At 72.0% G+C, this 22,024-nt stretch carries 21 protein-coding genes and 1 pseudogene; 19 read left to right on the plus strand and 3 right to left on the minus strand.

What is annotated here, in order from left to right; genetic code table 11:
- The first annotated feature begins 33 nt into the window (after positions 1 to 33).
- From AB0G84_RS17940 to AB0G84_RS17970, 7 genes are all read left to right on the plus strand, one after another.
- Positions 34 to 1,098: a polyprenyl synthetase family protein gene (locus AB0G84_RS17940; RefSeq protein ID WP_361321185.1), complete on the plus strand. Its 1,065-nt coding sequence runs from the start codon at positions 34 to 36 to the stop codon at positions 1,096 to 1,098.
- Positions 1,099 to 1,204: 106 nt separating this feature from the next.
- On the plus strand, positions 1,205 to 3,256 hold the full coding sequence (gene shc / locus AB0G84_RS17945) for a squalene--hopene cyclase (protein ID WP_361321187.1): 2,052 nt from the start codon (positions 1,205 to 1,207) through the stop codon (positions 3,254 to 3,256).
- Positions 3,256 to 3,918, plus strand: coding sequence for a 1-hydroxy-2-methyl-2-butenyl 4-diphosphate reductase (locus AB0G84_RS17950; protein WP_361321189.1), 663 nt, complete (start codon positions 3,256 to 3,258; stop codon positions 3,916 to 3,918). The genes shc and AB0G84_RS17950 overlap by 1 nt, the downstream gene beginning before the upstream one ends.
- Positions 3,919 to 3,923: 5 nt before the next feature.
- On the plus strand, positions 3,924 to 4,949 hold the full coding sequence (gene hpnH, locus AB0G84_RS17955; RefSeq protein ID WP_361321191.1) for an adenosyl-hopene transferase HpnH: 1,026 nt from the start codon (positions 3,924 to 3,926) through the stop codon (positions 4,947 to 4,949).
- 86 nt (positions 4,950 to 5,035) lie between these two features.
- Complete coding sequence (dxs, locus tag AB0G84_RS17960) at positions 5,036 to 6,916, plus strand: 1-deoxy-D-xylulose-5-phosphate synthase (RefSeq protein ID WP_361321193.1); 1,881 nt, start codon at positions 5,036 to 5,038, stop codon at positions 6,914 to 6,916.
- Positions 6,913 to 8,319, plus strand: coding sequence for an aspartate aminotransferase family protein (locus AB0G84_RS17965; RefSeq protein ID WP_361321195.1), 1,407 nt, complete (start codon positions 6,913 to 6,915; stop codon positions 8,317 to 8,319). The genes dxs and AB0G84_RS17965 overlap by 4 nt, the downstream gene beginning before the upstream one ends.
- A gap of 174 nt (positions 8,320 to 8,493) precedes the next feature.
- Positions 8,494 to 9,660: a serpin family protein gene (locus AB0G84_RS17970; RefSeq protein ID WP_361321197.1), complete on the plus strand. Its 1,167-nt coding sequence runs from the start codon at positions 8,494 to 8,496 to the stop codon at positions 9,658 to 9,660.
- A 70-nt stretch (positions 9,661 to 9,730) separates the two neighbouring features.
- Here the strand turns inward: AB0G84_RS17970 and AB0G84_RS17975 are convergent, their stop codons facing one another.
- Positions 9,731 to 10,537 (minus strand): tyrosine-protein phosphatase, encoded by an 807-nt coding sequence (locus AB0G84_RS17975; protein WP_361321199.1) that lies wholly within the window; start codon positions 10,535 to 10,537, stop codon positions 9,731 to 9,733.
- A gap of 251 nt (positions 10,538 to 10,788) precedes the next feature.
- Between AB0G84_RS17975 and AB0G84_RS17980 the strand changes: the two genes are divergently transcribed.
- A complete protein-coding gene (locus AB0G84_RS17980; RefSeq protein ID WP_361321201.1) occupies positions 10,789 to 11,631 on the plus strand; it encodes an SGNH/GDSL hydrolase family protein in 843 nt (280 codons plus the stop codon).
- Positions 11,632 to 11,707: 76 nt separating this feature from the next.
- On the opposite strand, the gene AB0G84_RS17985 is transcribed toward AB0G84_RS17980, so the two are convergent.
- On the minus strand, positions 11,708 to 12,094 hold the full coding sequence (locus AB0G84_RS17985; RefSeq protein WP_361321493.1) for an ATP-binding protein: 387 nt from the start codon (positions 12,092 to 12,094) through the stop codon (positions 11,708 to 11,710).
- A 215-nt stretch (positions 12,095 to 12,309) separates the two neighbouring features.
- On the opposite strand from AB0G84_RS17985, the gene AB0G84_RS17990 reads away from it, so the two are divergent.
- Genes AB0G84_RS17990 through AB0G84_RS18000 form a run of 3 tightly spaced genes read left to right on the plus strand, consistent with a single transcriptional unit; the run spans position 12,310 to position 14,361 of the window.
- Positions 12,310 to 13,176, plus strand: coding sequence for a helix-turn-helix transcriptional regulator (locus tag AB0G84_RS17990; protein WP_361321203.1), 867 nt, complete (start codon positions 12,310 to 12,312; stop codon positions 13,174 to 13,176).
- Between the two features lie 7 nt (positions 13,177 to 13,183).
- Positions 13,184 to 13,462, plus strand: a complete 279-nt coding sequence (locus AB0G84_RS17995; protein WP_361321205.1) for a DUF397 domain-containing protein — start codon at positions 13,184 to 13,186, stop codon at positions 13,460 to 13,462.
- Positions 13,459 to 14,361: an SAM-dependent methyltransferase gene (locus tag AB0G84_RS18000; protein ID WP_361321207.1), complete on the plus strand. Its 903-nt coding sequence runs from the start codon at positions 13,459 to 13,461 to the stop codon at positions 14,359 to 14,361. Before AB0G84_RS17995 ends, AB0G84_RS18000 begins: the two co-directional genes overlap by 4 nt.
- A gap of 25 nt (positions 14,362 to 14,386) precedes the next feature.
- On the opposite strand, the gene AB0G84_RS18005 is transcribed toward AB0G84_RS18000, so the two are convergent.
- On the minus strand, positions 14,387 to 15,421 hold the full coding sequence (locus tag AB0G84_RS18005) for a PfkB family carbohydrate kinase (protein WP_361321209.1): 1,035 nt from the start codon (positions 15,419 to 15,421) through the stop codon (positions 14,387 to 14,389).
- Positions 15,422 to 15,882: 461 nt separating this feature from the next.
- Between AB0G84_RS18005 and AB0G84_RS18010 the strand changes: the two are divergent.
- From AB0G84_RS18010 to AB0G84_RS18045, 8 genes and pseudogenes are all read left to right on the plus strand, one after another.
- Positions 15,883 to 16,020 (plus strand): annotated as a pseudogene (locus AB0G84_RS18010) (FAD/NAD(P)-binding protein); the annotation flags it as partial.
- 1 nt (position 16,021) lies between these two features.
- Complete coding sequence (locus AB0G84_RS18015; RefSeq protein WP_361321505.1) at positions 16,022 to 16,174, plus strand: hypothetical protein; 153 nt, start codon at positions 16,022 to 16,024, stop codon at positions 16,172 to 16,174.
- Between the two features lie 223 nt (positions 16,175 to 16,397).
- Positions 16,398 to 17,573 carry an MBL fold metallo-hydrolase gene (locus tag AB0G84_RS18020; RefSeq protein WP_361321211.1) on the plus strand — a complete coding sequence of 392 codons (1,176 nt, stop codon included), beginning with the start codon at positions 16,398 to 16,400 and terminating at the stop codon, positions 17,571 to 17,573.
- Between the two features lie 252 nt (positions 17,574 to 17,825).
- Positions 17,826 to 19,931: an ATP-binding protein gene (locus tag AB0G84_RS18025; RefSeq protein WP_361321213.1), complete on the plus strand. Its 2,106-nt coding sequence runs from the start codon at positions 17,826 to 17,828 to the stop codon at positions 19,929 to 19,931.
- Positions 19,921 to 20,367: a roadblock/LC7 domain-containing protein gene (locus tag AB0G84_RS18030; RefSeq protein ID WP_361321215.1), complete on the plus strand. Its 447-nt coding sequence runs from the start codon at positions 19,921 to 19,923 to the stop codon at positions 20,365 to 20,367. Before AB0G84_RS18025 ends, AB0G84_RS18030 begins: the two co-directional genes overlap by 11 nt.
- A gap of 2 nt (positions 20,368 to 20,369) precedes the next feature.
- The gene (locus tag AB0G84_RS18035) at positions 20,370 to 20,765 is read left to right on the plus strand and encodes a DUF742 domain-containing protein (protein WP_361321495.1); all 396 of its coding nucleotides are present in this window, start codon (positions 20,370 to 20,372) and stop codon (positions 20,763 to 20,765) included.
- Positions 20,743 to 21,360: an ATP/GTP-binding protein gene (locus tag AB0G84_RS18040; protein WP_361321217.1), complete on the plus strand. Its 618-nt coding sequence runs from the start codon at positions 20,743 to 20,745 to the stop codon at positions 21,358 to 21,360. The genes AB0G84_RS18035 and AB0G84_RS18040 overlap by 23 nt, the downstream gene beginning before the upstream one ends.
- Positions 21,357 to 21,962, plus strand: a complete 606-nt coding sequence (locus AB0G84_RS18045) for a GAF domain-containing protein (RefSeq protein ID WP_361321219.1) — start codon at positions 21,357 to 21,359, stop codon at positions 21,960 to 21,962. The genes AB0G84_RS18040 and AB0G84_RS18045 overlap by 4 nt, the downstream gene beginning before the upstream one ends.
- The last annotated feature ends 62 nt before the right edge of the window (positions 21,963 to 22,024 follow it).

A 22,024-nucleotide genomic window follows, 5' to 3' on the forward strand; every position in this document is an offset into this window, starting at 1 on the left:
ACGAGCACGAGCACCGGAAACAGAGGAGAAACCGTGAATCCGGCTTCCCCAGCTATCGACACCGCGAGCGTCACCGCGCTGCTGGAGCGCGGGCGGACCCTCGCCACTCCCGTGCTGCGTGCCGTCGTGGACCGGCTCGCTCCCCCCATGAACACCGTCGCCGCCTACCACTTCGGCTGGATCGACGCCGAGGGCCGGCCCGCGGCGGGTGACGGTGGCAAGGCGGTGCGCCCCGCGCTCGCCCTGCTGTCGGCCGAGGTCGCCGGAGCGGCTCCGGAGGTCGGCATCCCCGGCGCGGTCGCCGTCGAGCTGGTGCACAACTTCTCGCTGCTGCACGACGACCTCATGGACGGCGACGAGCAGCGCCGGCACCGCGACACGGTGTGGAAGGTGCACGGCCCCGCCCAGGCGATCCTGGTCGGTGACGCGCTGTTCGCCCTCGCCAACGAGATACTGCTGGAGCTCGGCACGGTCGACGCCGGCCGCGCCACCCGCCGGCTGACCCTGGCCAGCCGCAAGCTCATCGACGGCCAGGCGCAGGACATCTCCTACGAGCACCGCGAGCGGGTCACCGTCGAGGAGTGCCTGGAGATGGAGGGCAACAAGACCGGCGCGCTGCTGGCCTGCGCGGTCTCCATCGGTGCGGTGCTCGGCGGCGCCGACGACCGCACCGCGGACACCCTGGAGACGTACGGCTACCACCTCGGCCTCGCCTTCCAGGCCGTCGACGACCTGCTGGGCATCTGGGGCGACCCGGAGGCCACCGGCAAGCAGACCTGGAGCGACCTGCGCCAGCGCAAGAAGTCGCTGCCGGTCGTCGCCGCGCTGGACGCCGGCGGCCCGGCCTCCGAGCGGCTGGCCGGCATCCTGGCGGCCGACGCCAAGAAGAGCGAGAGCGAGATCGCCGACTTCACCGAGGAGGAGTTCGCCTCCCGCGCCGCCCTCATCGAGGAGGCCGGCGGGCGCGAGTGGACCTCCCAGGAGGCCCGTCGCCAGCACGCCACCGCCATCGCCGCGCTGAACGAGATCGAGATGCCGGAGCAGGTCCGCGCACAGCTCGTCGCGCTCGCGGACTTCGTCGTCGTACGCGAGAGATGATCGCCATCGACGCCGCATAGTTCGCAGTCGCCGGCCGGTGCCAGCCGGGCATCGGCCGACGGAATCCCTGAACACGCATTGACAGTTCACTGCAGAAGGGGAAGCCATGACAGCGACGACCGACGGAAGCACCGGGGCGCTGCCGCCCCGGGCCCCCGCGGCCAACGAAGCCACAGCTGAAACAACCGAACCGACCGACGGCACCCGGACCGCCGTACTCGACGACACGGCGGAGTCGGCCCGGCGCGCCACCGCCCGCGCCACCGACTACCTGCTGTCGCTCCAGGACCCCGCCGGTTGGTGGAAGGGGGACCTGGAGACCAACGTCACCATGGACGCCGAGGACCTGCTGCTCCGTCAGTTCCTGGGAATCCAGGACCCGGAGCTCACTCAGGCCGCGGCCCGCCACATCCGTGCGGAGCAGCGTCCGGACGGCACCTGGGCCACCTTCTACGGCGGGCCCGGCGAACTCTCCGCCACCATCGAGGCCTATGTCGCCCTCCGGCTCGCCGGGGACGAGCCCGACGCACCGCACATGGCCGACGCCTCGGTCTGGATCCGCGCACAGGGCGGTATCGCCGCCGCCCGGGTCTTCACCCGCATCTGGCTGGCGCTCTTCGGCTGGTGGAAGTGGCAGGACCTGCCCGAACTCCCGCCGGAAATCCTCTACTTGCCCAAGTGGTTCCCGCTCAACATCTATGACTTCGGCTGCTGGGCCCGACAGACCATCGTCCCGCTGACCATCGTCTCGGCCAAGCGCCCGGTGCGCCCGGCGCCGTTCGGGCTGGACGAGCTGCACACCGATCCGCGCCGCCCCAACCCGCCCCGGCCGCTCGCCCCGGCCACCAGCTGGGACGGCCTCTTCCAGCGCCTGGACAAGGCGCTGCACCTCTACCACAAGGTCGCGCTGCGCACGCTGCGCGGCGCCGCGATGCGTTCCGCCGCCCGCTGGATCATCGAGCGCCAGGAGAACGACGGCTGTTGGGGCGGCATCCAGCCGCCCGCCGTCTACTCCGTCATCGCGCTGCACCTCCTCGGCTACGACCTCGACCACCCGGTGCTGCGGTCGGGCCTCGCCTCGCTGGACCGGTTCGCCGTGTGGCGCCAGGACGGTCCTCCCGGGCCGGACGGTTCGGGAGGCGCGCCCGTCCGGATGATCGAGGCCTGCCAATCGCCGGTGTGGGACACCTGCCTGGCCACCATCGCGCTGGCCGACGCCGGAGTGCCCGCCGACCATCCACAGCTGGTCAAGGCCGTCGACTGGATGCTCGCCGAGCAGATCGACCGGACCGGTGACTGGAGCGTGCGGCGCCCCCAACTGCCCTCCGGAGGATGGGCGTTCGAGTTCCACAACAACACCTACCCGGACATCGACGACACCGCCGAGGTGGTCCTCGCGCTGCGCCGGGTCCGGCACCCCGACCCGCAGCGGGTCGAGGCCGCGGTCCGCCGCGCGGTGCGCTGGGGTGTCGGGATGCAGTCCCGCAACGGGGCCTGGGGCGCCTTCGACGCCGACAACACCAGCCCCTTCCCCAACCGCCTGCCGTTCTGCGACTTCGGGGAGGTCGTCGACCCGCCGTCGGCCGATGTCACCGCCCATGTCGTCGAGATGCTCGCCGACGTCGGCCGCACCCATGACCCGCGCACCCGCCGCGGCATCGCCTGGCTGCTGGCCGAACAGGAGCCCAGCGGCGCCTGGTTCGGGCGCTGGGGCACCAACTACGTCTACGGCACCGGCTCGGTGCTGCCCGCGCTCGCCGCGGCCGGCATCCCCGGCTCACATCCGGCCGTGCGCCGGGCCGTGCGCTGGCTGGAGCAGGTGCAGAACGACGACGGCGGCTGGGGCGAGGACCAGCGTTCCTACCAGGACCCGGAGAAGTGGGCCGGGCGCGGCGCCTCAACCGCCTCACAGACCGCCTGGGCCCTGATGGCGCTGCTGGCGGCTGGGGAACGGGAGAGCAGGGCGGTGCGGCGCGGGGTGCGCTGGCTGACCGATACCCAGCGCGAGGACGGCTCCTGGGACGAGCCGTACTTCACCGGGACGGGCTTCCCCTGGGACTTCTCCATCAACTACCACCTCTACCGCCAGGTCTTCCCGCTCACGGCCCTGGGCCGCTATCTGGGCGGGGGCCCGACCAGCGGGCCGGTGGGTGCCTGATGCCGAGACCGCCCGCCGCGGACGCGGACCCGCCCCTGCTGGTCGCCTGTGCGCTCGGCATCGAGCGGTTCGCGCTGCGCGGCGGGCGCGCGGCAGTCGGCGGCAACCGTCCCGAGCCGGTCGTGCTCCGTACCGGAATGGGCCCCCAGGCGGCCGAACGCGCCCTGGCCAAAGCACTGGGTGAGGGGTCGCGCACCCAGCGTTCCCCGGTGATCGCCAGCGGCTTCTGCGCGGGGCTCGCGCCGGGCATGCGCCCCGGGGACGTGGTCGTCGCCGAGGCCACCCGCGACCACCGGCCCGGCGCCGGGGACGTCCTGTGCCGTGACAACGGCCCGCTGCTGGCCGCCCTGCGGCAGCGCGGCCTCACCGTGCACAGCGGCCTGCTGCGCGGCTGTGACCACGTCGTACGCGGCGCCGAGCGCGCCGAGCTGCACGCGGCCGGAGCGGTGGCGGTGGACATGGAGTCCGCCGCCACGCTCTTTGCGGCCCAGCGGGCCGGCCGCCGTCCGGTTGCGGCCGTCCGGGTGGTCGTGGACGCTCCGGAACATGAACTCGTACGCATCGGGACCGTGCGCGGTGGAATATCGGCCTTCAAAGTGCTGCGCGCCGTGCTCCCCGTTTTCGATGAATGGCACCGTTCTTTGCTGCTCCCCAGGAGGTGAGCCAGATGGCCATGCCGCTCCGTCAGTCCATCCGGGTCGGGACCTATCTCTTTGAACAGAAGATGCTCCGCCGGCGTACGAAGTTCCCGCTCATCGTCGAGCTGGAACCGCTCTTCGCATGCAATCTGAAGTGCGAGGGCTGTGGCAAGATCCAGCATCCGGCGGGCGTACTGAAGCAGCGGATGCCGGTGGCGCAGGCAGTCGGAGCGGTGCTGGAGTCCGGGGCACCGATGGTCTCCATCGCGGGTGGCGAACCGTTGATGCATCCGCAGATCGACGAGATCGTCCGGCAGCTGGTGGCCAAGCGGAAGTACGTCTTCCTGTGCACCAACGCCATGCTGCTGCGCAAGAAGATCGAGAAATTCACCCCCTCCCCGTTCTTCGCCTTCGCCGTGCACATCGACGGAATGCGCGAGCGGCACGATGAGTCCGTCGCCAAGGAAGGCGTTTTCGACGAGGCGGTGGCGGCCATCAAGGAGGCCAAGCGGCGCGGCTTCCGGGTCACCACCAACTCCACCTTCTTCAACACCGACACCCCGCAGACCGTCATCGAGGTGCTGAACTTCCTCAATGACGAGCTGAAGGTCGACGAGATGATGCTGTCGCCCGCCTACGCCTATGAGAAGGCCCCCGACCAGGAGCACTTCCTGGGCGTCGAACAGACCCGGGAGCTGTTCCGGAAGGCCTTCGCCGGCGGCAACCGGCGCCGCTGGCGGCTCAACCACAGCCCGCTCTTCCTGGACTTCCTGGAGGGCAAGGCGGACTTCTCGTGCACGGCCTGGGCGATCCCGAACTACTCGCTCTTCGGCTGGCAGCGCCCCTGCTACCTGATGAGCGACGGCTACGTCCCGACGTACCGCGAGCTCATCGAGGAGACCGACTGGGAGAAGTACGGCCGCGGCAAGGACCCCCGCTGCGCCAACTGCATGGCGCACTGCGGCTACGAGCCGACCGCCGTCCTGGCCACCATGGACTCCCTCAAGGAGTCCCTCCGGGCCGCCAAGGAGACCGTCGCGGGCAACCGCGGATGACGCGATGAGCGCCGCCGGGGAGCTGGCCGCCCACGGCTCCCCGGCAGGCACGGTCAGCCGAACGCACAGAGGGGGACCGACCGCAGATGACCCTGCTGGAACAGATCCGGGGACCGCGCGACCTCAAGGCGCTTCCCGCCGAGCACCTGCCCCGACTCGCCGAGGAGATCCGGCACTTCCTCGTGCACGCCGTCACCCGCACCGGCGGTCACCTTGGCCCCAACCTCGGCGTGGTCGAACTGACCCTGGCCCTGCACCGGGTCTTCGACTCCCCGGCCGACCGGATCCTCTTCGACACCGGCCATCAGTCGTACGTACACAAGCTCCTGACGAGGCGTCAGGACTTCTCCAAGCTGCGCGCCAAGGGCGGTCTGTCCGGCTACCCCTCGCGAGCCGAATCGGTCCACGACGTGATCGAGAACAGCCACGCCTCGACGGTGCTGGGCTGGGCCGACGGCCTGGCCAAGGCCAACCAGGTGCGCGGCAGCGACGACCACGTGGTCGCGGTCATCGGTGACGGCGCGCTGACCGGCGGCATGGCCTGGGAGGCGCTCAACAACATCGCCGCCGCCAAGGACCGTCCATTGATCATCGTCGTCAACGACAACGAGCGCTCCTACGCGCCGACCATCGGCGGCCTGGCCGGCCACCTGGCCACCCTGCGCACCACCGACGGCTATGAGAAGGTCCTGGCCTGGGGCAAGGACGTCCTGGAGCGCACCCCCGTGGTCGGCAGGCCGCTCTTCGAGACGCTGCACGGCGCCAAGAAGGGCCTGAAGGACTTCATCGCCCCGCAGGGCATGTTCGAGGACCTGGGCCTGAAGTACCTCGGCCCGGTCGACGGCCATGACACCGCCGCCGTGGAATCCGCGCTGCGCCGTGCCGCGGGCTTCCACGGCCCCGTCCTGGTGCACTGCCTGACCGAGAAGGGCCGCGGCTACCCGCCCGCCCTGGACGACGCAGCGGACCACTTCCACACCGTCGGCGTGATGGACCCCCTGACCTGCGCACCCGCCACCCCGCCCGGGGCGCCGTCGTGGACCGAGGTCTTCGGTGACGAGATGGTCCGCATCGGCGCCGAACGCGAGGACGTCGTCGCCCTCACCGCCGCCATGCTGCAGCCGGTCGGGCTGGGGAAGTTCGCCGAGGCCTACCCCGACCGGGTGTGGGACGTGGGCATCGCCGAACAGCACGCCGCGGTCTGTGCCGCCGGGTTGGCCACCGGCGGCCTGCACCCCGTCGTCGCGGTCTACGCCACCTTCCTCAACCGCGCCTTCGACCAGGTCCTGATGGACGTCGCGCTGCACAAGTGCGGGGTGACCTTCGTCCTCGACCGGGCCGGGGTCACCGGCACCGACGGGCCCTCGCACAACGGCATGTGGGACCTGTCGGTGCTCGGCGTCGTACCCGGGCTGCGGATCGCCGCACCGCGCGACGCCGACCAGCTCCGCGCCCAGCTGCGGGAGGCGCTGGAGGTGCGCAACGCCCCGACCGTCCTCCGCTTCCCCAAGGAGGCGGTCGACGACCCGGTCCCGGCCGTGGACCGGATCGGCGGCGTCGATGTGCTGCACCGCGACCCCCACCCCGACGTCCTGCTGATCGCGGTCGGGGTGATGGCCCCGGTCTGCCTGCGGGTGGCCGAACTGCTCGCCGCCCGCGGCGTCGACACCACCATCGTCGACCCCCGTTGGGTCAAACCGGTCGATCCGGCCCTCCCTCCGCTCGCCGCCCAGCACGCCATGGTGGCCGTCGTCGAGGACAACTCCGTCAACGGCGGCATCGGCTGGGCGGTCGGGCAGGCGCTGCGGGACGCCGACGTCGATGTGCCGCTGCGCGCCTTCGGCATCCCCGACCAGTTCCTGCCGCATGCCAGACGCGGTGAGCTGCTGGCCGATCTCGGCCTCACACCGGCCGAGATCGCCGGCCGGATCAGTGGCGCACTGGCCCGTAAGGAGAACACCCCGTGACCGGATTCGACCTGACCGAGCTGCTCGCCGAGCGCGGCGGTGAGCGCTATGAGCTGCACAGCCGGTACCTCAACCACCAGCTGCCGCGGATGCTGCACACCCTCGGCTTCGACAAGGTCTACGAGCGGGCCGAGGGCGCCTACTTCTTCGACCACGAGGGCCAGGACTACCTGGATATGCTCGCCGGGTTCGGTGTGATGGGCCTGGGCCGGCACCACCCCGTCGTCCGCAAGGCGCTGCACGACGTGCTGGACGCCGACCTGCCGGACCTCACCCGCTTCGACTGCCAGCCGCTGCCCGGGCTGCTGGCCGAGCAGCTGCTGGCCCACGCACCCCACCTCGACCGGGTGTTCTTCGGCAACAGCGGCACCGAGGCCATCGAGACTGCCCTGAAGTTCGCCCGCTACGCCACCGGCAGACCGCGCATCGTCTACTGCACCCACGCCTTCCACGGCCTGACCACCGGCTCGCTCTCGGTCAACGGCGAGGACGGCTTCCGGGACGGCTTCGCCCCGCTGCTGCCCGACACCGCCATCGCACTGGGCGACCTGGACGCGCTGGAACGGGAGCTGCGGCGCGGCGATGTGGCGGGTTTCGTGGTCGAGCCGATCCAGGGCAAGGGCGTCCACCCCACCCCACCCGGATTCCTGCGCGCCGCACAGGAGTTGCTGTACCGGCACAAGGCCCTGCTGATCGCCGACGAGGTGCAGACCGGCCTCGGCCGCACCGGCGACTTCTTCGCCCATCAGCACGAGGACGGCGTCGAACCGGACCTGGTGTGCGTGGCCAAGGCGCTGTCCGGCGGCTACGTCCCGGTCGGGGCGACCCTGGGCAAGGACTGGATCTTCAAGAAGGTCTACTCGTCCATGGACCGGGTGCTGGTGCACTCCGCCAGCTTCGGCGCCAACGCCCAGGCGATGGCGGCCGGTCTGGCGGTGCTCGCGGTGATGGAGGACGAGCAGCTGGTCGCCAACGCCCGGCACACCGGCGACCTGCTGCGCGGCAGGCTCGCCGCCCTCGTCGACCGGTACGAGCTGTTGCACGACGTACGGGGCCGCGGCCTGATGATCGGCATCGAGTTCGGCCGCCCCACGTCGCTGGGCCTACGGAGCCGCTGGACGATGCTGCAGGCGGCGCGCAAGGGGCTGTTCGCGCAGATGGTGGTGGTGCCGCTGTTGCAGCGGCACCGCATCCTGACCCAGGTCTCCGGCGACCACCTGGAGGTCATCAAGCTGATTCCGCCGCTGATCATCGGCGAGCGGGAGGTGGACCGGTTCGTGGCGGCGTTCACGGCCGTCATGGACGATGCCCACGGCGGCGGCGGCCTGATGTGGGACTTCGGGCGGACGCTGGTCAAGGCGAATCTGAGGGCTCGTCATGCCTCCGCCGCGAGCGGCTCCTGAGGAGCCGAACCCGCCGGCAGGAGCGCCGCCGAGGCGCCTTGCACCCGTCGCTGACGCCCCCGCAGTCCGCCCCTGACCTGCCCACTAGGGTGGATCCCCGGCCGCTCCGGACGGGGGCGGTCCGGGCCGGACGGCCGCGGATGGTCGTCCGCTGACAGGACAGAGGGGGATGCGATGGTCGCTGCGACGACGGTCGGGGCCGTCAACGACATGACGGCCCGCTGGGCACGGGAGATGGTGGGGGAGCAGAACACGGTGCTGACCGCCGCCGGTGTCTGGCCGCTGCTGGCACTGCTCGCGGGCCCGGCGGCGGGGCCGGCCCGTACGGAGCTGGCCGAGGCGCTCGGCGTCGCCCCGGAGGACGCGGTGGCCGCCGGCTGCGAGCTGCTCGCGGCGCTGGACGCGGTGCCCGGGGTCAACGCCGCGATGGGGCTGTGGGCCCGGCGCTCGCTGGCGGTGCGTCCCGCCTGGCGAAACGCCCTGCCGGCCGGTGTGTACGGCGAGTTCACCGACGACCCGGGCGCCGACCAGCAGGCGCTGGACGCCTGGGCGCGACAGCACACGGACGGGCTGATCGGGGAGATGCCGGTGCAGGTCGGGCCGGGCACGCTGTGCCTCCTGGCCAGCGCGCTGCTGGTGCGGACGACCTGGGTACAGGAGTTCCAGGCCTTCCCGGGTTGGGCGTACGAAGGACCCTGGGCCGGGCGGGAGCTGACGGTGTTGAGCCGCTCGGTGCCCGAGGTGGAGCAGGTGCGGGTGCACGACACCCCGGACGGTCCGCTGACCGCCGTGCGGGTCGAGGGTGACAACGGCCTCGACGTCCATCTGCTGCTCGGTGGGCCGGAGGCGCCCGGTGGCGCGGTGCTGCGGCACGGCGTCGCGGCGCTGGGCGGGGGGTACCCGACGGTGTCCGGGGCGGCGCTGACCGATGGTGCGGGACCCGGACTGCGGGTGACGACGGTGCCGAGCGACGACGGCGTGCCCCGCTTCCACCTGACCACCGCCGCCTTCACCGTCGACGGAGACCACGACCTGCTCAAGCGGCCCGAGCTGTTCGGCCTCACCACCGCCTGCGACGCCTCCCGGGGGCACTTCCCCGGGATCAGCGAGGTGCCGCTCGCGGTGTCGGACGCCCGGCAGTCGGCCACCGCGACCTTCGGTCCGCTGGGCTTCCGGGCGGCGGCGGTCACCGCCATACCCATGGAGGTGGGCTGTGTACCGCCGCCCCCGCATTACCAGGCGCAGCTGATCTCGGCCCGCTTCGACCGGCCCTTCGGCTTCCTCGCGGTGCACCGGGCGTCGGGGCTGGTGCTGGCCGCCGGGTGGGTCGGCCTGCCCTGACCTGGCGCGGCGGCGACCGCGGCGGGCCCGGTGGCGACCACCGGGCCCTACGGTGCGGCCGGGCCCGCGATCAGCCCTCCAGCAGCCGGTCCCGCAGCCGCTCGCGGGTGGCGGGCGCGAGCTTCAGGCCCTCGGTGAGGTACCTCTCCGTCGAGCCCCAGGTCTCCTCGATGGCGTCGTAGGCCGCCGTGAGGTAGTCGGCGTGCGCCCCGAACAGCGGGGAGAGCAGCTCCAGGATCTCCGGCGACATCCCGACGGCCGAGTTGTCGGAGCGGCGGATCTTGTAGCGGCGGTGCGGCTCGTTGGACTTGAGGTAGTCCGCCTCGATGGCGTCCCGCTCCACACCGACGGCCAGCAGGGTCACGGCGACGGACAGGCCCGCGCGGTCCTTGCCGGCCGCACAGTGCATCAGCGCCGGGACGCTGTCCTCGGCCAGGGCGTGCAGCACCCGGCTGTGATCCTCGGTGCGGGTGGTGATGATGTGCCGGTAGGTCATGGCCATACGGGCCGCGGCCTTGCCGTCGCCGAGCGCCTCGCGCAGCTGCTCCAGCTCACCGTCGCGGACCATCGTCCAGAACTCCGCGCCGTCGGCCGGGTCGGTGAGCGGAATGTTCACATTGCGCACGCCGGGGAGGGCGACGTCGGAGCCCTCCAGCTTGATGTCGGCGGCGTTGCGGAAGTCGAAGATGGTGTGCAGCCCGAGCGTGGCCAGAAACGCCGCGTCCTCCTCGGTCGCATGGGCGAGGTGTCCGCTGCGGTAGAGCCGGCCCTCCCGTATACGACGCCCGTCCACGGTCGGCAGTCCGCCCACATCACGGAAGTTGCGCACCTCCGCGAGCTCGGGCTGGGCCTGAGGGACCTGCGGCGTCTGCGTCACGGGCGCTCCTTGGTGTCGGCCGCCGACGCTGCTCGTCGGCGAGGCGGCGCCTCCGACGATACGACATCGATGCAATAGACAATCAGGCCGCAATGGCGGCGTGCTGGAGCGCAGGGAAGCGCTCGGGAAGCAACGCGCGATCGATCTTTATTCCAACTTGAGGAGATTTTGACCTGGTGGCATTAATCACCCCTCGTCAACCCCTGGTTACGGTGGCGTAGGTCACTTCTCAAGGTGAAGTATCTCCTGACGTGGCAGACGATTCGAAGAACATCAGCAGCGGCGCCAGGAGCGCTGCAGATGAGTCGAGGGACATCATCAAGGGCGCCAACGGTGCCATCGGGTCGTACGCAGCCGTCGGGGACAGCTTCACGGAGGGGGTCGGGGATCCCGGCCCTGACGGGGTGTACATCGGTTGGGCGGACCGCCTCGCGGTCCTGCTTTCGGACCAGCGGGCGGAGGGCGACTTCCGCTACGCGAATCTCGCCGTCCGGGGACGGCTTCTGGACCAGATCGTCGAGGAGCAGGTGCCGCGGGCCAAGGAGCTCGCCCCCGCGCTGGTGACGTTCTGTGCCGGCGGCAATGACATCCTGCGGCCCGGGTCGGACCCGGACGCGGTCGCGGAGCGCTATGAAGCGGCGGTGGTCGAGCTGAGCCGGTCGGTCGGCACGGTCCTGCTGTGCACGGGCTTCGACACCCGCGGTGTCCCCGTGCTCAAGCATCTGCGCGGCAAGATCGCGACCTATACCGCGCATGTCCGGGCCATTGCGGACCGCCATGATTGCCCGGTACTGGACCTGTGGTCGCTGAAGTCGGTGCAGGACCGGCGGGCGTGGAGCGAGGACCGGCTGCACCTGTCGGCGGACGGCCACACCCGGGTGGCGCTGCGCGCGGGGCAGGTGCTGGGCCTGGCGGTGCCGGCCGACCCGGACGGGCCTTGGCCCCCGGAGGCCGAGCGCTCGGCCTCCGAGGCGCGGCGGGACAACATCCACTGGGCGCGGGAGCACCTCGTTCCGTGGATCGGTCGCCGGCTGCGCGGCGAGTCCTCGGGTGACCACGTCGAGCCCAAGCGGCCCGATCTGCTGCCGCTGTAGGGCGTGGGGCCCTTCCGGGGGCCGACGCCCCTCGGCATGACGGAGGCCCCGATTCCGCCGGTGGCGGAGCGGGGCCTCAGTGCGCGGCGTTGCCGGAGCGGGGCAGGTCGGCCCAGACCACCCGGCCCCGGCCGCCGTCAGCGGGCCGGGAACCCCAGCCGTCGGACAGTGCGCCGACGAGGAAGAGCCCCCGCCCGCACTCCTTGTCCACACTGCCGGGCTGGACGTGCGGCGCGGAGTAGCCCGCTCCGCCCTCGTCGGTGATCTCTATGCGTATGTGCGCCACGGTGAGCGACAGCTCGCAGCCGATCTTCTCGCTCTCGGTGTGCCGTACCGCATTGGTGAACAGCTCGGAGACCACCAACTCCACGTCGTCGCGGACTTGTTGACCCGCGCCCCACTCGCGCAGCAGCGCACTGACGCGACTGCGTGCCTCGGACACGGACGAGCAGCGCGCCGGCAAGTGGAACGCGTCCTGCGGGTACTGGGCGACAGAGCCGCCGCAGCGCCCTAACGAGGGAGCGTTGTTGGAGGAAGCCACGCCGCAACTATGTGCGATGTTGGTCACCGATGGCAAGGATCACTCTGCAATTTGCAGAATCGTAAGTGCAGTCTGTTCGTTCAAGGTGACGGCATGACACACTGCTGGTCACTGAATTCAGTTGGAGGCGATCGGACGTGGCGGACCCACGGTCGGCGGGAGCGCCAACCGTCCTGCGGGTGGTGCTCGGTAAGCGACTGCAGGACCTGCGCGAGAAGGCGGGGCTCTCCTTCGAGCAGGCGGCCTCGGCCCTCGATGTGACCCACGCCACGATACGCCGTATGGAAAAGGCCGAAGTCGGCCTCAAACTCCCCTACGTGGAAAAGCTGTTGGCGACCTATGGCGTCACCGGTGAGGAAGAGATCGAGGGCTTTCTCTCCCTCGCCCGGGAAGCCAACAAGCCCGGCTGGTGGCACCGCTTCCGCGATGTGCTCCCCGAGTGGTTCAGCGCCTACGTCAGCCTGGAGGGCGAGGCCAACCTCATCCGGGCCTACCAACCGCACTACATCCCGGGGCTGTTGCAGACGGAGGACTACGCCACCGCGGTCCTGCGCGCCGGTATGCCGGGCGCCTCCCCGGCCGACATCGACCGCATCGTCGCCCTGCGGATGGAGCGGCAGTCGCTGCTGACCCGCGAGCGGGCGCCGATGCTGTGGGTGGTCATGGACGAGACCGTACTGCGGCGCCCGATCGGCGGGCCCAAGGTGATGCGCGACCAGGTCACCCGGCTGATGGAAGCCACCGCGCTGCCGAACGTCCGCCTGCAGATCATGCCGTTCGCCGCAGGCCCGCACCCTGCCATGTACGGCCCCTTTCACATCTTCCGCTTCCCGATCCCGGAACTCCCGGACATCGCTTATGCGGAAAGCCTCGTCGGAGCCGTGTACTTCGACCAGCGCAACGACGTCTCGCAGTTCCTGGAGGCCCTGGACCGGATGTGTGCGCAGGCCGCGCCGGCACACACCACCGAGGCCATTCTGGGTGGCTTTCGCAAGGAGATCTGAACCCCCCATGGATCGCATACGCATCTACAACGGCATGCCCGCCAAGGAATTGGGCAGTGAGGGCTGGCACAAACCGTGGAGCGGCGGAAACGGCGGCGAATGCGTCGAGGCCATGCGCCTGGGGGACGGCCGGGTCGCGCTGCGGCAGTCGACCGACCCGGACGGCCCCGCACTGATCTACACCCACGGAGAGATGGTGAGCTTCATCGAGGGCGCCAAGGCCGGCCACGCCGACTTCCTGCTCACCGCCGCGCCCGGCCGGTGCCCGGAGCGGAGGCCGGCATGAGCGGGCAGGACGTCCCGCCGGCACCGGACCTGCCGGTCCCCGGGATCGGACCGTACGCCCCTGGGCCCGCGCACTCCGGCTTCGCTGCCGAGGAGATCGACACCAGCCGCCCGCACCCCGCCCGGATGTACGACTACTACCTCGGCGGCTGGGACAACTACGAGGTCGACCGGGTGGCCGCCGAGCGCGTCATCGAGGTCCACCCCCAGGTCCGGCTGAGCGCCCGCGCCAACCGTGCCTTCCTGCGGCGGGCGGTGCGCGACCTGGTCGGCGGCGGCATCCGCCAGCTCGTCGACGTCGGCACCGGCATCCCCACCTCGCCCAACACCCATGAGGTGGCCCACGAGACGGCGCCGGACACCCGCGTCGTCTACATCGACAACGACCCGATCGTCGCCACCCACGCCGGGGCCCGGCTCGCCAACACCCCGCACACCGGCTTCGTGCTCGGCGACGTCCGGGACCCCGGGGCGATCCTGGACCACCCGACCGTCCGTGAACTGATCGACTTCGACCGGCCGGTCGCCCTGCTGATGGTCGCCGTGCTGCACTTCATCCGGGACGACGAGGACCCGGCGGGCCTGATCGCGGCCTTTGCCGAGCGGCTGCCCGCGGGTAGCCATCTCGTGCTGTCGCACGCCACCGACGAGCCGTACGAGGCCTATGAGGCGGGCCGTACGGACGAGGTGGCGCGGGCCGGCGTGGAGGACGTCTACAAGAGCGCCACCGCCAGCCTGCACCTGCGGTCCAAGGCCCGGATCGAGCCGCTCTTCGGGCCGTTCACCCTGCTCGATCCCGGTGTCGTGCGGGTGCCGCTGTGGCGTCCGGACGGCGAGGTGCCCGGCGCCGAGGAGCTCAACAACACCATCTTCTACGGTGCGGTAGGCCGCAAGGGCTGAGCGCTCCGCGGCATCGGGCGGATGTCTACGCCCCGGTCGCCGAGACCTGCGGTGCCTGCGGCTCCGGGAGGGCGGGGCCGTCCACCGCGGGCACGGCGGCCGGCGCGGCGGCCGGTGCGGAGATCACCGGCGCGGGTCCGTCCAGGACGCCGCGGAGGTCGTCCGGGCCGACCAGGGCGGTGTGCGTGCCCGGCGCGGTGCAGGCGTACGCCCCCGCGACGGCACCCAGCCGTGCGCAGTCCTCCAGCGGCCGGCCGGCCAGCCGACCGTAGAGGAATCCGCAGGTGAAGGCGTCTCCCGCGCCATTGCTGTCCACCACCGGGCCGGGCGGGACGACGGCCGGCACCGGCCGCGGGGTGCGGTCGTCCCGCATCAGCAGGTAGGCGCCACCCGCCCCGGCCGTCGCGATCACCGCCTCGGCCCGCCCCTTGCGCAGGATCTCCCGCATCACGTCCCCGATCCGCTCACCGGCCCCGGCCGTGCTGAGGAAGACCAGGTCGGAGCGGAGCGCGAAGTCCCGGTGGTGGTCCGTCAGGCCGTCCCAGTCGTGCAGATCGGTCGAGACCGGGAGACCCAGCGCCTCGATGTCGTCGTAGAGATGGCGGGCGAAGTGCGTGACCGACAGATGGACGTGCCGGGCCCGGCGGAGCATGGGCCCGTAGTGCTCCGGCGGCATCCGCAGATCCTGCGGGTCCCGGGCGTCGAAGAAGGACATCCGGTGGCCGTCCGGCGCGACGAGATTGACCGCGCGCCGGGTGCCGTGCGGCGAGATCAGCGGGCGGAAGTCGACGCCGGTGCCGGCCAGCCGCTCGCGGACCAGACCGCCGGCGTGGTCGTCGCCGAGGAAGTCCACGAACCCGGTGGCCAGGCCGAGCGCCGCACAGCCCAGTGCGACACCGGTGCCGGTATGGCCGGCCCACTCCCGGATGGGGGGCACCGCACAGGAGTCGGCGGGCGGTACGGGCAGCGCGTCGACCGGCACGATCGTGTCCACGCCCGACCCGCCGACAACGAGTACGTCGTATACGTCATACGGCTCAGAAACCTGCTGGAATGTCACAAGCGTCCTTGAATCCCTTGCTGGTGAGGCGAATCCGTTGCTGGTGAGACCGTGGGCGGACCGGGGCGCCCGCTGCGGGGAGTCTAGACGCAGGCCCGCCGCAAATCGGGATGTCGCGGACCGGGGTGGCACGCGGGAGCGAAGGACGTCCGGCAGGCCGCCCCCGCGGTCCGCATCCGGTGTGCTCCGGACGCCGGCAGAGGGGCCCGCCGCGCACCGTTCCCACGCCCGGACTCCCCTTGTCCGAACGGGAGTTGACGTGCCTCCAGGGCCTTGAAGGGGGGTGGCCGGCAACGATCGGATACGGGGACGAGCCGCCCGCCCGGTTCCGTCCCGCGGATGGCGAGCGGGGCGTACGGGCCCCGGTGGGGGCGGTGCGCAGGCGGTGCGCAGGCCGCCGACGGGCCGGCAGGAGGAGCGAGGCGGGAAGGGCAGAGCACTCGAATGGCGGGCGCACCGCGATCGTGATCGGTGGCGGGCTCGCCGGGATGCTCGCGGTGACCGCGCTGCGAGGGCACGTCGAGACCGTCACGGTCGTCGAACGCGACCGGTACCCGGCCGGACGGGCCTTCCGCAAGGGAGCCCCGCACGCCCGCCACTTTGCGCACCGTCGTCGGCCCGGCCTTCCGGGACGTGTTCTGCCGCACCGCCCCGCCCGCCCGGCTCCTCGCCCCGCGGGTCCTCCTGTGCACCTTCCTCCTGCCCCGCCGCCCCGGCCTCCCCGACCCGCCCACCACCGTCGAGGCACCGTGAATCCCCTAGCCGGGCTTCGCGTCGAACGGGTGATCGATTGAGGTGGTGGTCCGCCCCTCGGAATGTTGCCGCAGGTCGCGTGGTTGCCTTCTGAGGGTGATGGTGTTGAGTCCAGGGGCTGAGTGGTGCGTACAGAGCGCGGCGGCGCCGCCTGGCCGGTCGGCCGGAACCCACCGCTCGCGTGGTCCGTTCACTCCGCGACTGCCCCGAACATGGAGGTGCCGTGACCGGTTCCAGACCCCGCCGCACAGGTCTTTCGCTACTGCGTCCTGCGAGCTTCGGCGCCGAGCCCACCGGGGATCGGTTGGCCAGAATGCGCAGATCGCCGCAGTTCGTGGACGGCCAGTTCCGTAACCCGCTGCCGACCAGGCAGCTGCTGCGGGGCTCCGCGCTGCCGATGGCGCGTACCCAGCTGAGCCGCGAGGGACGGCTGCGCCGCGCCCCGGTGGGTCCGATTCCGGTGCACCGCCCCACCGCCGAGGACTGGGGCCGCCCGCCCGCCTCGGGGCTCCGCCTCACCTGGATGGGGCATTCCAGCGTGCTGGCGGAGATCGACGGCCGGCGGGTGCTCTTCGACCCCGTCTGGGGTGAGCGCTGTTCGCCGTTCGGCTGGGCCGGTCCCAAGCGGATGCATCCGGTGCCGGTGGAGCTGCACGAGCTGGAGCCGGTCGATGTGGTGGTGATCTCCCACGACCACTACGACCACCTCGACATGCCGACGGTGCAGGGCCTGATCCGTACCGGCGCGGCCTTCGTCGTCCCGCTCGGGATAGGTGCCGACCTGGAGTTCTGGGGCGTGCCCGCCGAGCGGATCACCGAACTCGACTGGCACGAGTCCACCCGCGTCGGCGGTCTGACCCTCACGGCCACCCCCGCCCAGCACTTCTGCGGCCGTGGTCTGCGTGGCCCGCAGCACACCCTGTGGGCCTCCTGGGTGGTCGCCGGACCCGAGCACCGGATCTACCACAGCGGTGACACCGGATACTTCCCTGGTTTCGCGGAGATCGGCGCGGCCCACGGCCCGTTCGACGCGACGATGGTGCAGATCGGTGCGTACAGCGACTTCTGGCCCGACATCCATATGACGCCGGAGGAGGGCCTGCGCGCCCACCTCGACCTGTCCGGCGGCGCACCGCACGGCGTGCTGTTGCCGATCCACTGGGGCACCTTCAACCTCGCCCCGCATCCGTGGTCCGAACCGGTGGAGCGCACGGTCGCGGCGGGGCGGCGGGCGGGGGTGCAGGTGGCCGCGCCGCCCCCGGGCAAACCTTTCGAACCGTCCGGCCCGCCGGTGCTCGAACCGTGGTGGCGGGCGGTCGCGGTGCCGCCCGTCCAGGGGTGGCCCGCCTGGCCTTCGGCGGTGCCGGTGGTGGACGCCGACCTCGCGGCGGAGCACTGAGGCACGCCGCGGAGGTCCGGCGCGCGGCGGACCCGTGAGCGCCGTCCGCGAGCCGTCGCCCAGAGCGGATCGCGTTCCTCAACTTCCTCTGGATGAACGGAAGTTCGTATTGCCTCGCACTGATGTGCGTGCGACGTCCACTCAAGGAGGTGGCGAGGGGTAGCGAAACCTCGAAGTGGGCCCGAACACCACCCCGGCAACAACTAGCGTGCGTGCTCCGTGAACTGCCAACGGCCGATCCGGAGGGCGTAGATGCCGACCGCAATCCCCCAGGGGACCCCGACGTCCCCGGAGGCTCAAGGGTCCCCAGAGACCCAGGGTTCCCCGGGGGTCGCTCCCGTACCCGCCTCCGCCCGGCGACGGGAGCGGGAGGGCGCACGGCACGGCCGGGCCTCCTTCCCCGAGTCGGCCGCCGATTCGGCGATACGGTCCCGGCTGGTCCGGCTCACCGCCGTCCCCTGCCTGCTGACCGCGGTGGTCTGCACCGCCGTCGCCGCCTTCGTCGTCCAAGCCGGCGGCGCCCGGATCACCAGCCGTGAGTGGGTGGTGCTCTACGGCGGCCTCGCCGTGGTCTGCGTCATCGTGCTCACCGCGAGCGCCGCCGCCAGCTCCGAGGCCCGCGCCACCGTCGCCCGCTACGCCCGGCTGCGCCAGGTCAGCGCCCGCAGCCAGTCCGACCTGTACGACCTGCTCGACCGGGTGCGCCAGGGCGAGTGGCTGCCGCGCCGGGAGCCCGAGCCGGTGCCGGTCCCGACGGGCGACACCCTCGACCTCCTCGCGCACGAAGTGGCCGCCGCCGGCCGGGCCGCCGAGGCGGCCGTCATCGACGGGGTCGCCATCGCCCGCAGCAACGCCAGCGGCAGCGAGCAGAAGGTCGAGGTCTTCGTGAACCTCGCCCGCCGGCTGCAGTCGCTGGTGCACCGCGAGATCGAGCTGCTGGACGAGCTGGAGAACCAGGTCGAGGACCCGGACCTGCTCAAGGGCCTCTTCCACGTTGACCACCTGGCCACCCGCATCCGCCGGCACGCCGAGAACCTCGCCGTCCTCGGCGGCGCCATCTCCCGCCGGCAGTGGAGCCGCCCGGTCTCCATGACCGAGGTCCTGCGCTCCTCGATCGCCGAGGTCGAGCAGTACCCCAGGATCAAACTGGTGCCGCCGATCGAGGGCACCCTGCGCGGGCACGCCGTCGCCGACGTCATCCACCTGCTGGCCGAACTCGTCGAGAACGCCACCATCTACTCCGCCCCGCAGACCCCGGTCCTGCTGCGCACCCAGCTCGTCACCGCCGGCCTCGCGGTCGAGGTCGAGGACCGCGGCCTGGGCATGTCGGCCGACGAGCAGTCGCGGATGAACGCCCTGCTGGCCGACCCCGAACACATCGACGTCGCCGAGCTGCTCAGCGACGGCCGGATCGGGCTCTTCGTGGTCTCCTCGCTCGCCCGGAGGCACGGCATCGTCGTACGGCTGCAGAGCAACATCTACGGTGGCGTGCAGGCCGTGCTGATCGTGCCGCAGGACCTGCTGGGCGCGGAGTCGGCCGCCGGCCAGGACGATGCGGACACCGGCCGCCTCGGCTCCCCGGACAGCGACCCGACGCGCGACCACGGGGCGTACGACCGCCCCCACCACCCCGACGCCCACGACCGCCCGGAGCACTCCCTCCACGGCGGCAACGGCCCCCGGACCGCGGCCATCCCCGCCCCCGGCCCGGCCCCCGACGACCTGCTCGGCGCCGGCCGGTCCGGCTACCTCGACCATACGGATCCGGCGCCCGCCCCGGACCCCGCGCCCGCGCTCGCCCCGGCCCCCGCGCCGGCGCCCGCCCCGGCTCCCGCGCCCGCACCCGCCCCGGCCCCCGCGCCGCCGGCGCACCACGCCGAGCCCGACCCCGGCTCGGCCCGCCGCCGGCTGGTCCGTGTCTCGGGCCACCTCACCCCCGACATCCCCATGGCCGACGTGCCCACCCCCGCCCCGGCCGACCGCCCCGCCGACCCCGGCCCGGTCGTGCTGCCACCCCCGCCCCCCGCGCCCCTCGACAACGGCGCCCGCCCCCGGCTGCCCCGGCGGCGCAAGCAGACCCACCTCGCCCCCGAGCTGCGCGGCGATCCGATCCTGCCGTCTGCCACCCGCCGTACGGGGCCCGAGCCCGAGCACGACCCCGGCCTGATGGCCGCCTTCCGGCGGGGCTTCAGCCTCGCCGACGAGAGCTATGCCGCCGGCTCCGCCGGCACCGACGGCAACCCCCCGGCACCGGGCGGCGCCCCCCGCGGCCCGGCCGGCGACGATCCGCTCTACGACCGTGACCACGATGCCCCGATGGCCCGCCCCCGAGGAGACGACCGCAACCATGGTGAGTGATGTCCGTGCGCAGACGGCGCAGCTGCAGGGCAGTCAGCACACCGATCTGTCCTGGCTGCTGACCGGGCTCGTACAGCGAGTACCGCACGCCAGGAGCGCCCTGCTGCTGTCCTCGGACGGCCTGGTCAAGGCCGCCCACGGCTTCGACCCGGACAGCGCCGACCACATGGCGGCCCTGTCCTCCGGGCTCTACTCCCTGGCCCGCAGCGCGGGCGCCCGCTTCGGGGAGGGCGATGACGTACTGCAGGTCGTCGTCGAGCTGGAGTCCACCTTCCTGTTCGTCTCCACCGCCGGGTCCGGCGCCTGTCTGGCGGTGCTCGCCGGCCGCGATGCCGATGTGGCGGTGCTGGGCTACGAGATGTCGATGCTGGTCAAGAGCGTCCGGCCCTATCTGTCCACCCCCGCGCGCCACCAGGCGTCCGCGGGCGGTCGGTGACCGTGACCGTGCGTCGACGACGGCGCGGCGGGGAACCCTGGTACGACGACGAGGCGGGCCGGCTGGTCCGCCCGTACACCGTCAGCAACGGCCGGACCCGGCCGACGGCGCACTTCGACCTGCTGACCATGGTGATGGCCACCGGGCGCCGCCCCGTCGCCGCGCAAGGTCCCGAGCACGCCCAGGTCCTGGGGCTGTGCGGGGGCCCGGTCTCGGTGGCCGAGATCGCCGCCCACATACGGCTGCCCGCCGTGGTCACCAAAGTGCTCCTCGCCGACCTCGTCGACTGCGGGGCGCTCACCGCGCGGGCCCCCGCGGCCGTTTCGGCAGGGCCCGCGTCCCGTACCGACCGAGCCCTGCTGGAGGCGGTGCTGCATGGACTTCGCAAACGACTGTGACCCCCGCCAGGGGGACCCCTCGTCCGACCACTTCCCGACCGCGCTGAAGATCCTGGTCGCGGGGGGCTTCGGGGTCGGCAAGACGACCTTCGTCGGAGCGGTCAGTGAGATCGAACCGCTCAGTACCGAAGAGCTCCTCACCCAGGTCAGCGTCGGCACCGACGACCTAGCGGGCGTCGAGGAGAAGAACACCACGACCGTCGCCATGGACTTCGGCCGGATCACCCTCGGCCCCGAGCACATCCTCTACCTGTTCGGGACGCCCGGCCAGCAGCGCTTCTGGTTCATGTGGGACGAACTGTCCAACGGGGCGCTCGGCGCGGTCGTCCTCGCCGACACCCGGCGCCTGGACCAGTGCTTCGCCGCGGTCGACTTCTTCGAGCGGCGCGGCATCGACTTCATCGTCGCGGTCAACGAGTTCGAGGGCTCCTACCGCTACAACCCGGACGAGGTCCGCACCGCCATGGACCTCTCACCGCGGACCCCCGTGGTGCTCTGCGACGCCCGCCGAGGCGGCTCGGCCACCCACGTCCTGGTCTCGCTCGTCCAGCACCTGCTCACCCCCGTCCTCGCCGCGACCCCGGAGCTGCCATGAACCACCCCGCCTCCCGTGTCCCCTACGCCTCCTACGACCCGACGCGGCACCTGCTGCTCACCCCTCAGGACGACGACGCCCCCGCGCGGGTGGCCCGGCTGCGCGCCCTGGGCATCGGCGACGCCCCGCTGCCCGCGTTCGACGAGTTCGCGCGCAAGCTCGCCCGGACCACGAAGGCGCCGTACTCGATGGTGAACTTCATCGACGAGCACCGGCAGTACTTCGCCGGGCTCTACACGCCCGCCCAGGACCAGGCCGTCGAGCTGGGACCGGCGCCCGCCAGCGGCCAGCCGGGCCGGGTGATGGCCCGTGACCACGGCTACTGCCCGCATGTCATCGTCCGCCGCAAGGCGCTGGTGCTGGAGGACGTCTGCGACTATCCGCGGTTCGCCGGCAACCCCGTCGTCGACGAGATCGGCATCCGCTCCTACCTGGGGGCGCCGCTGATCGACCGGACGGGTATGGCACTGGGCACCGTCTGCGTCGTGGACCTCGAACCGCGCCCCTGGGGGCGGGAGGGCCTGGAGACCATCAAGGCGATGGCCGCCGAACTCGTCGAGCAGATCCACCACATGGAGCGGCAGCAGAGCGACGCCCGCTGAACCGGGTCCCGCTTGCGGGGACCCGCCCGGGGCCGCGGTATCAGCAGCACGCCGATACCGCG

Source organism: Streptomyces sp. NPDC020742 (assembly GCF_040641675.1).
GTDB lineage: Bacteria > Actinomycetota > Actinomycetes > Streptomycetales > Streptomycetaceae > Streptomyces.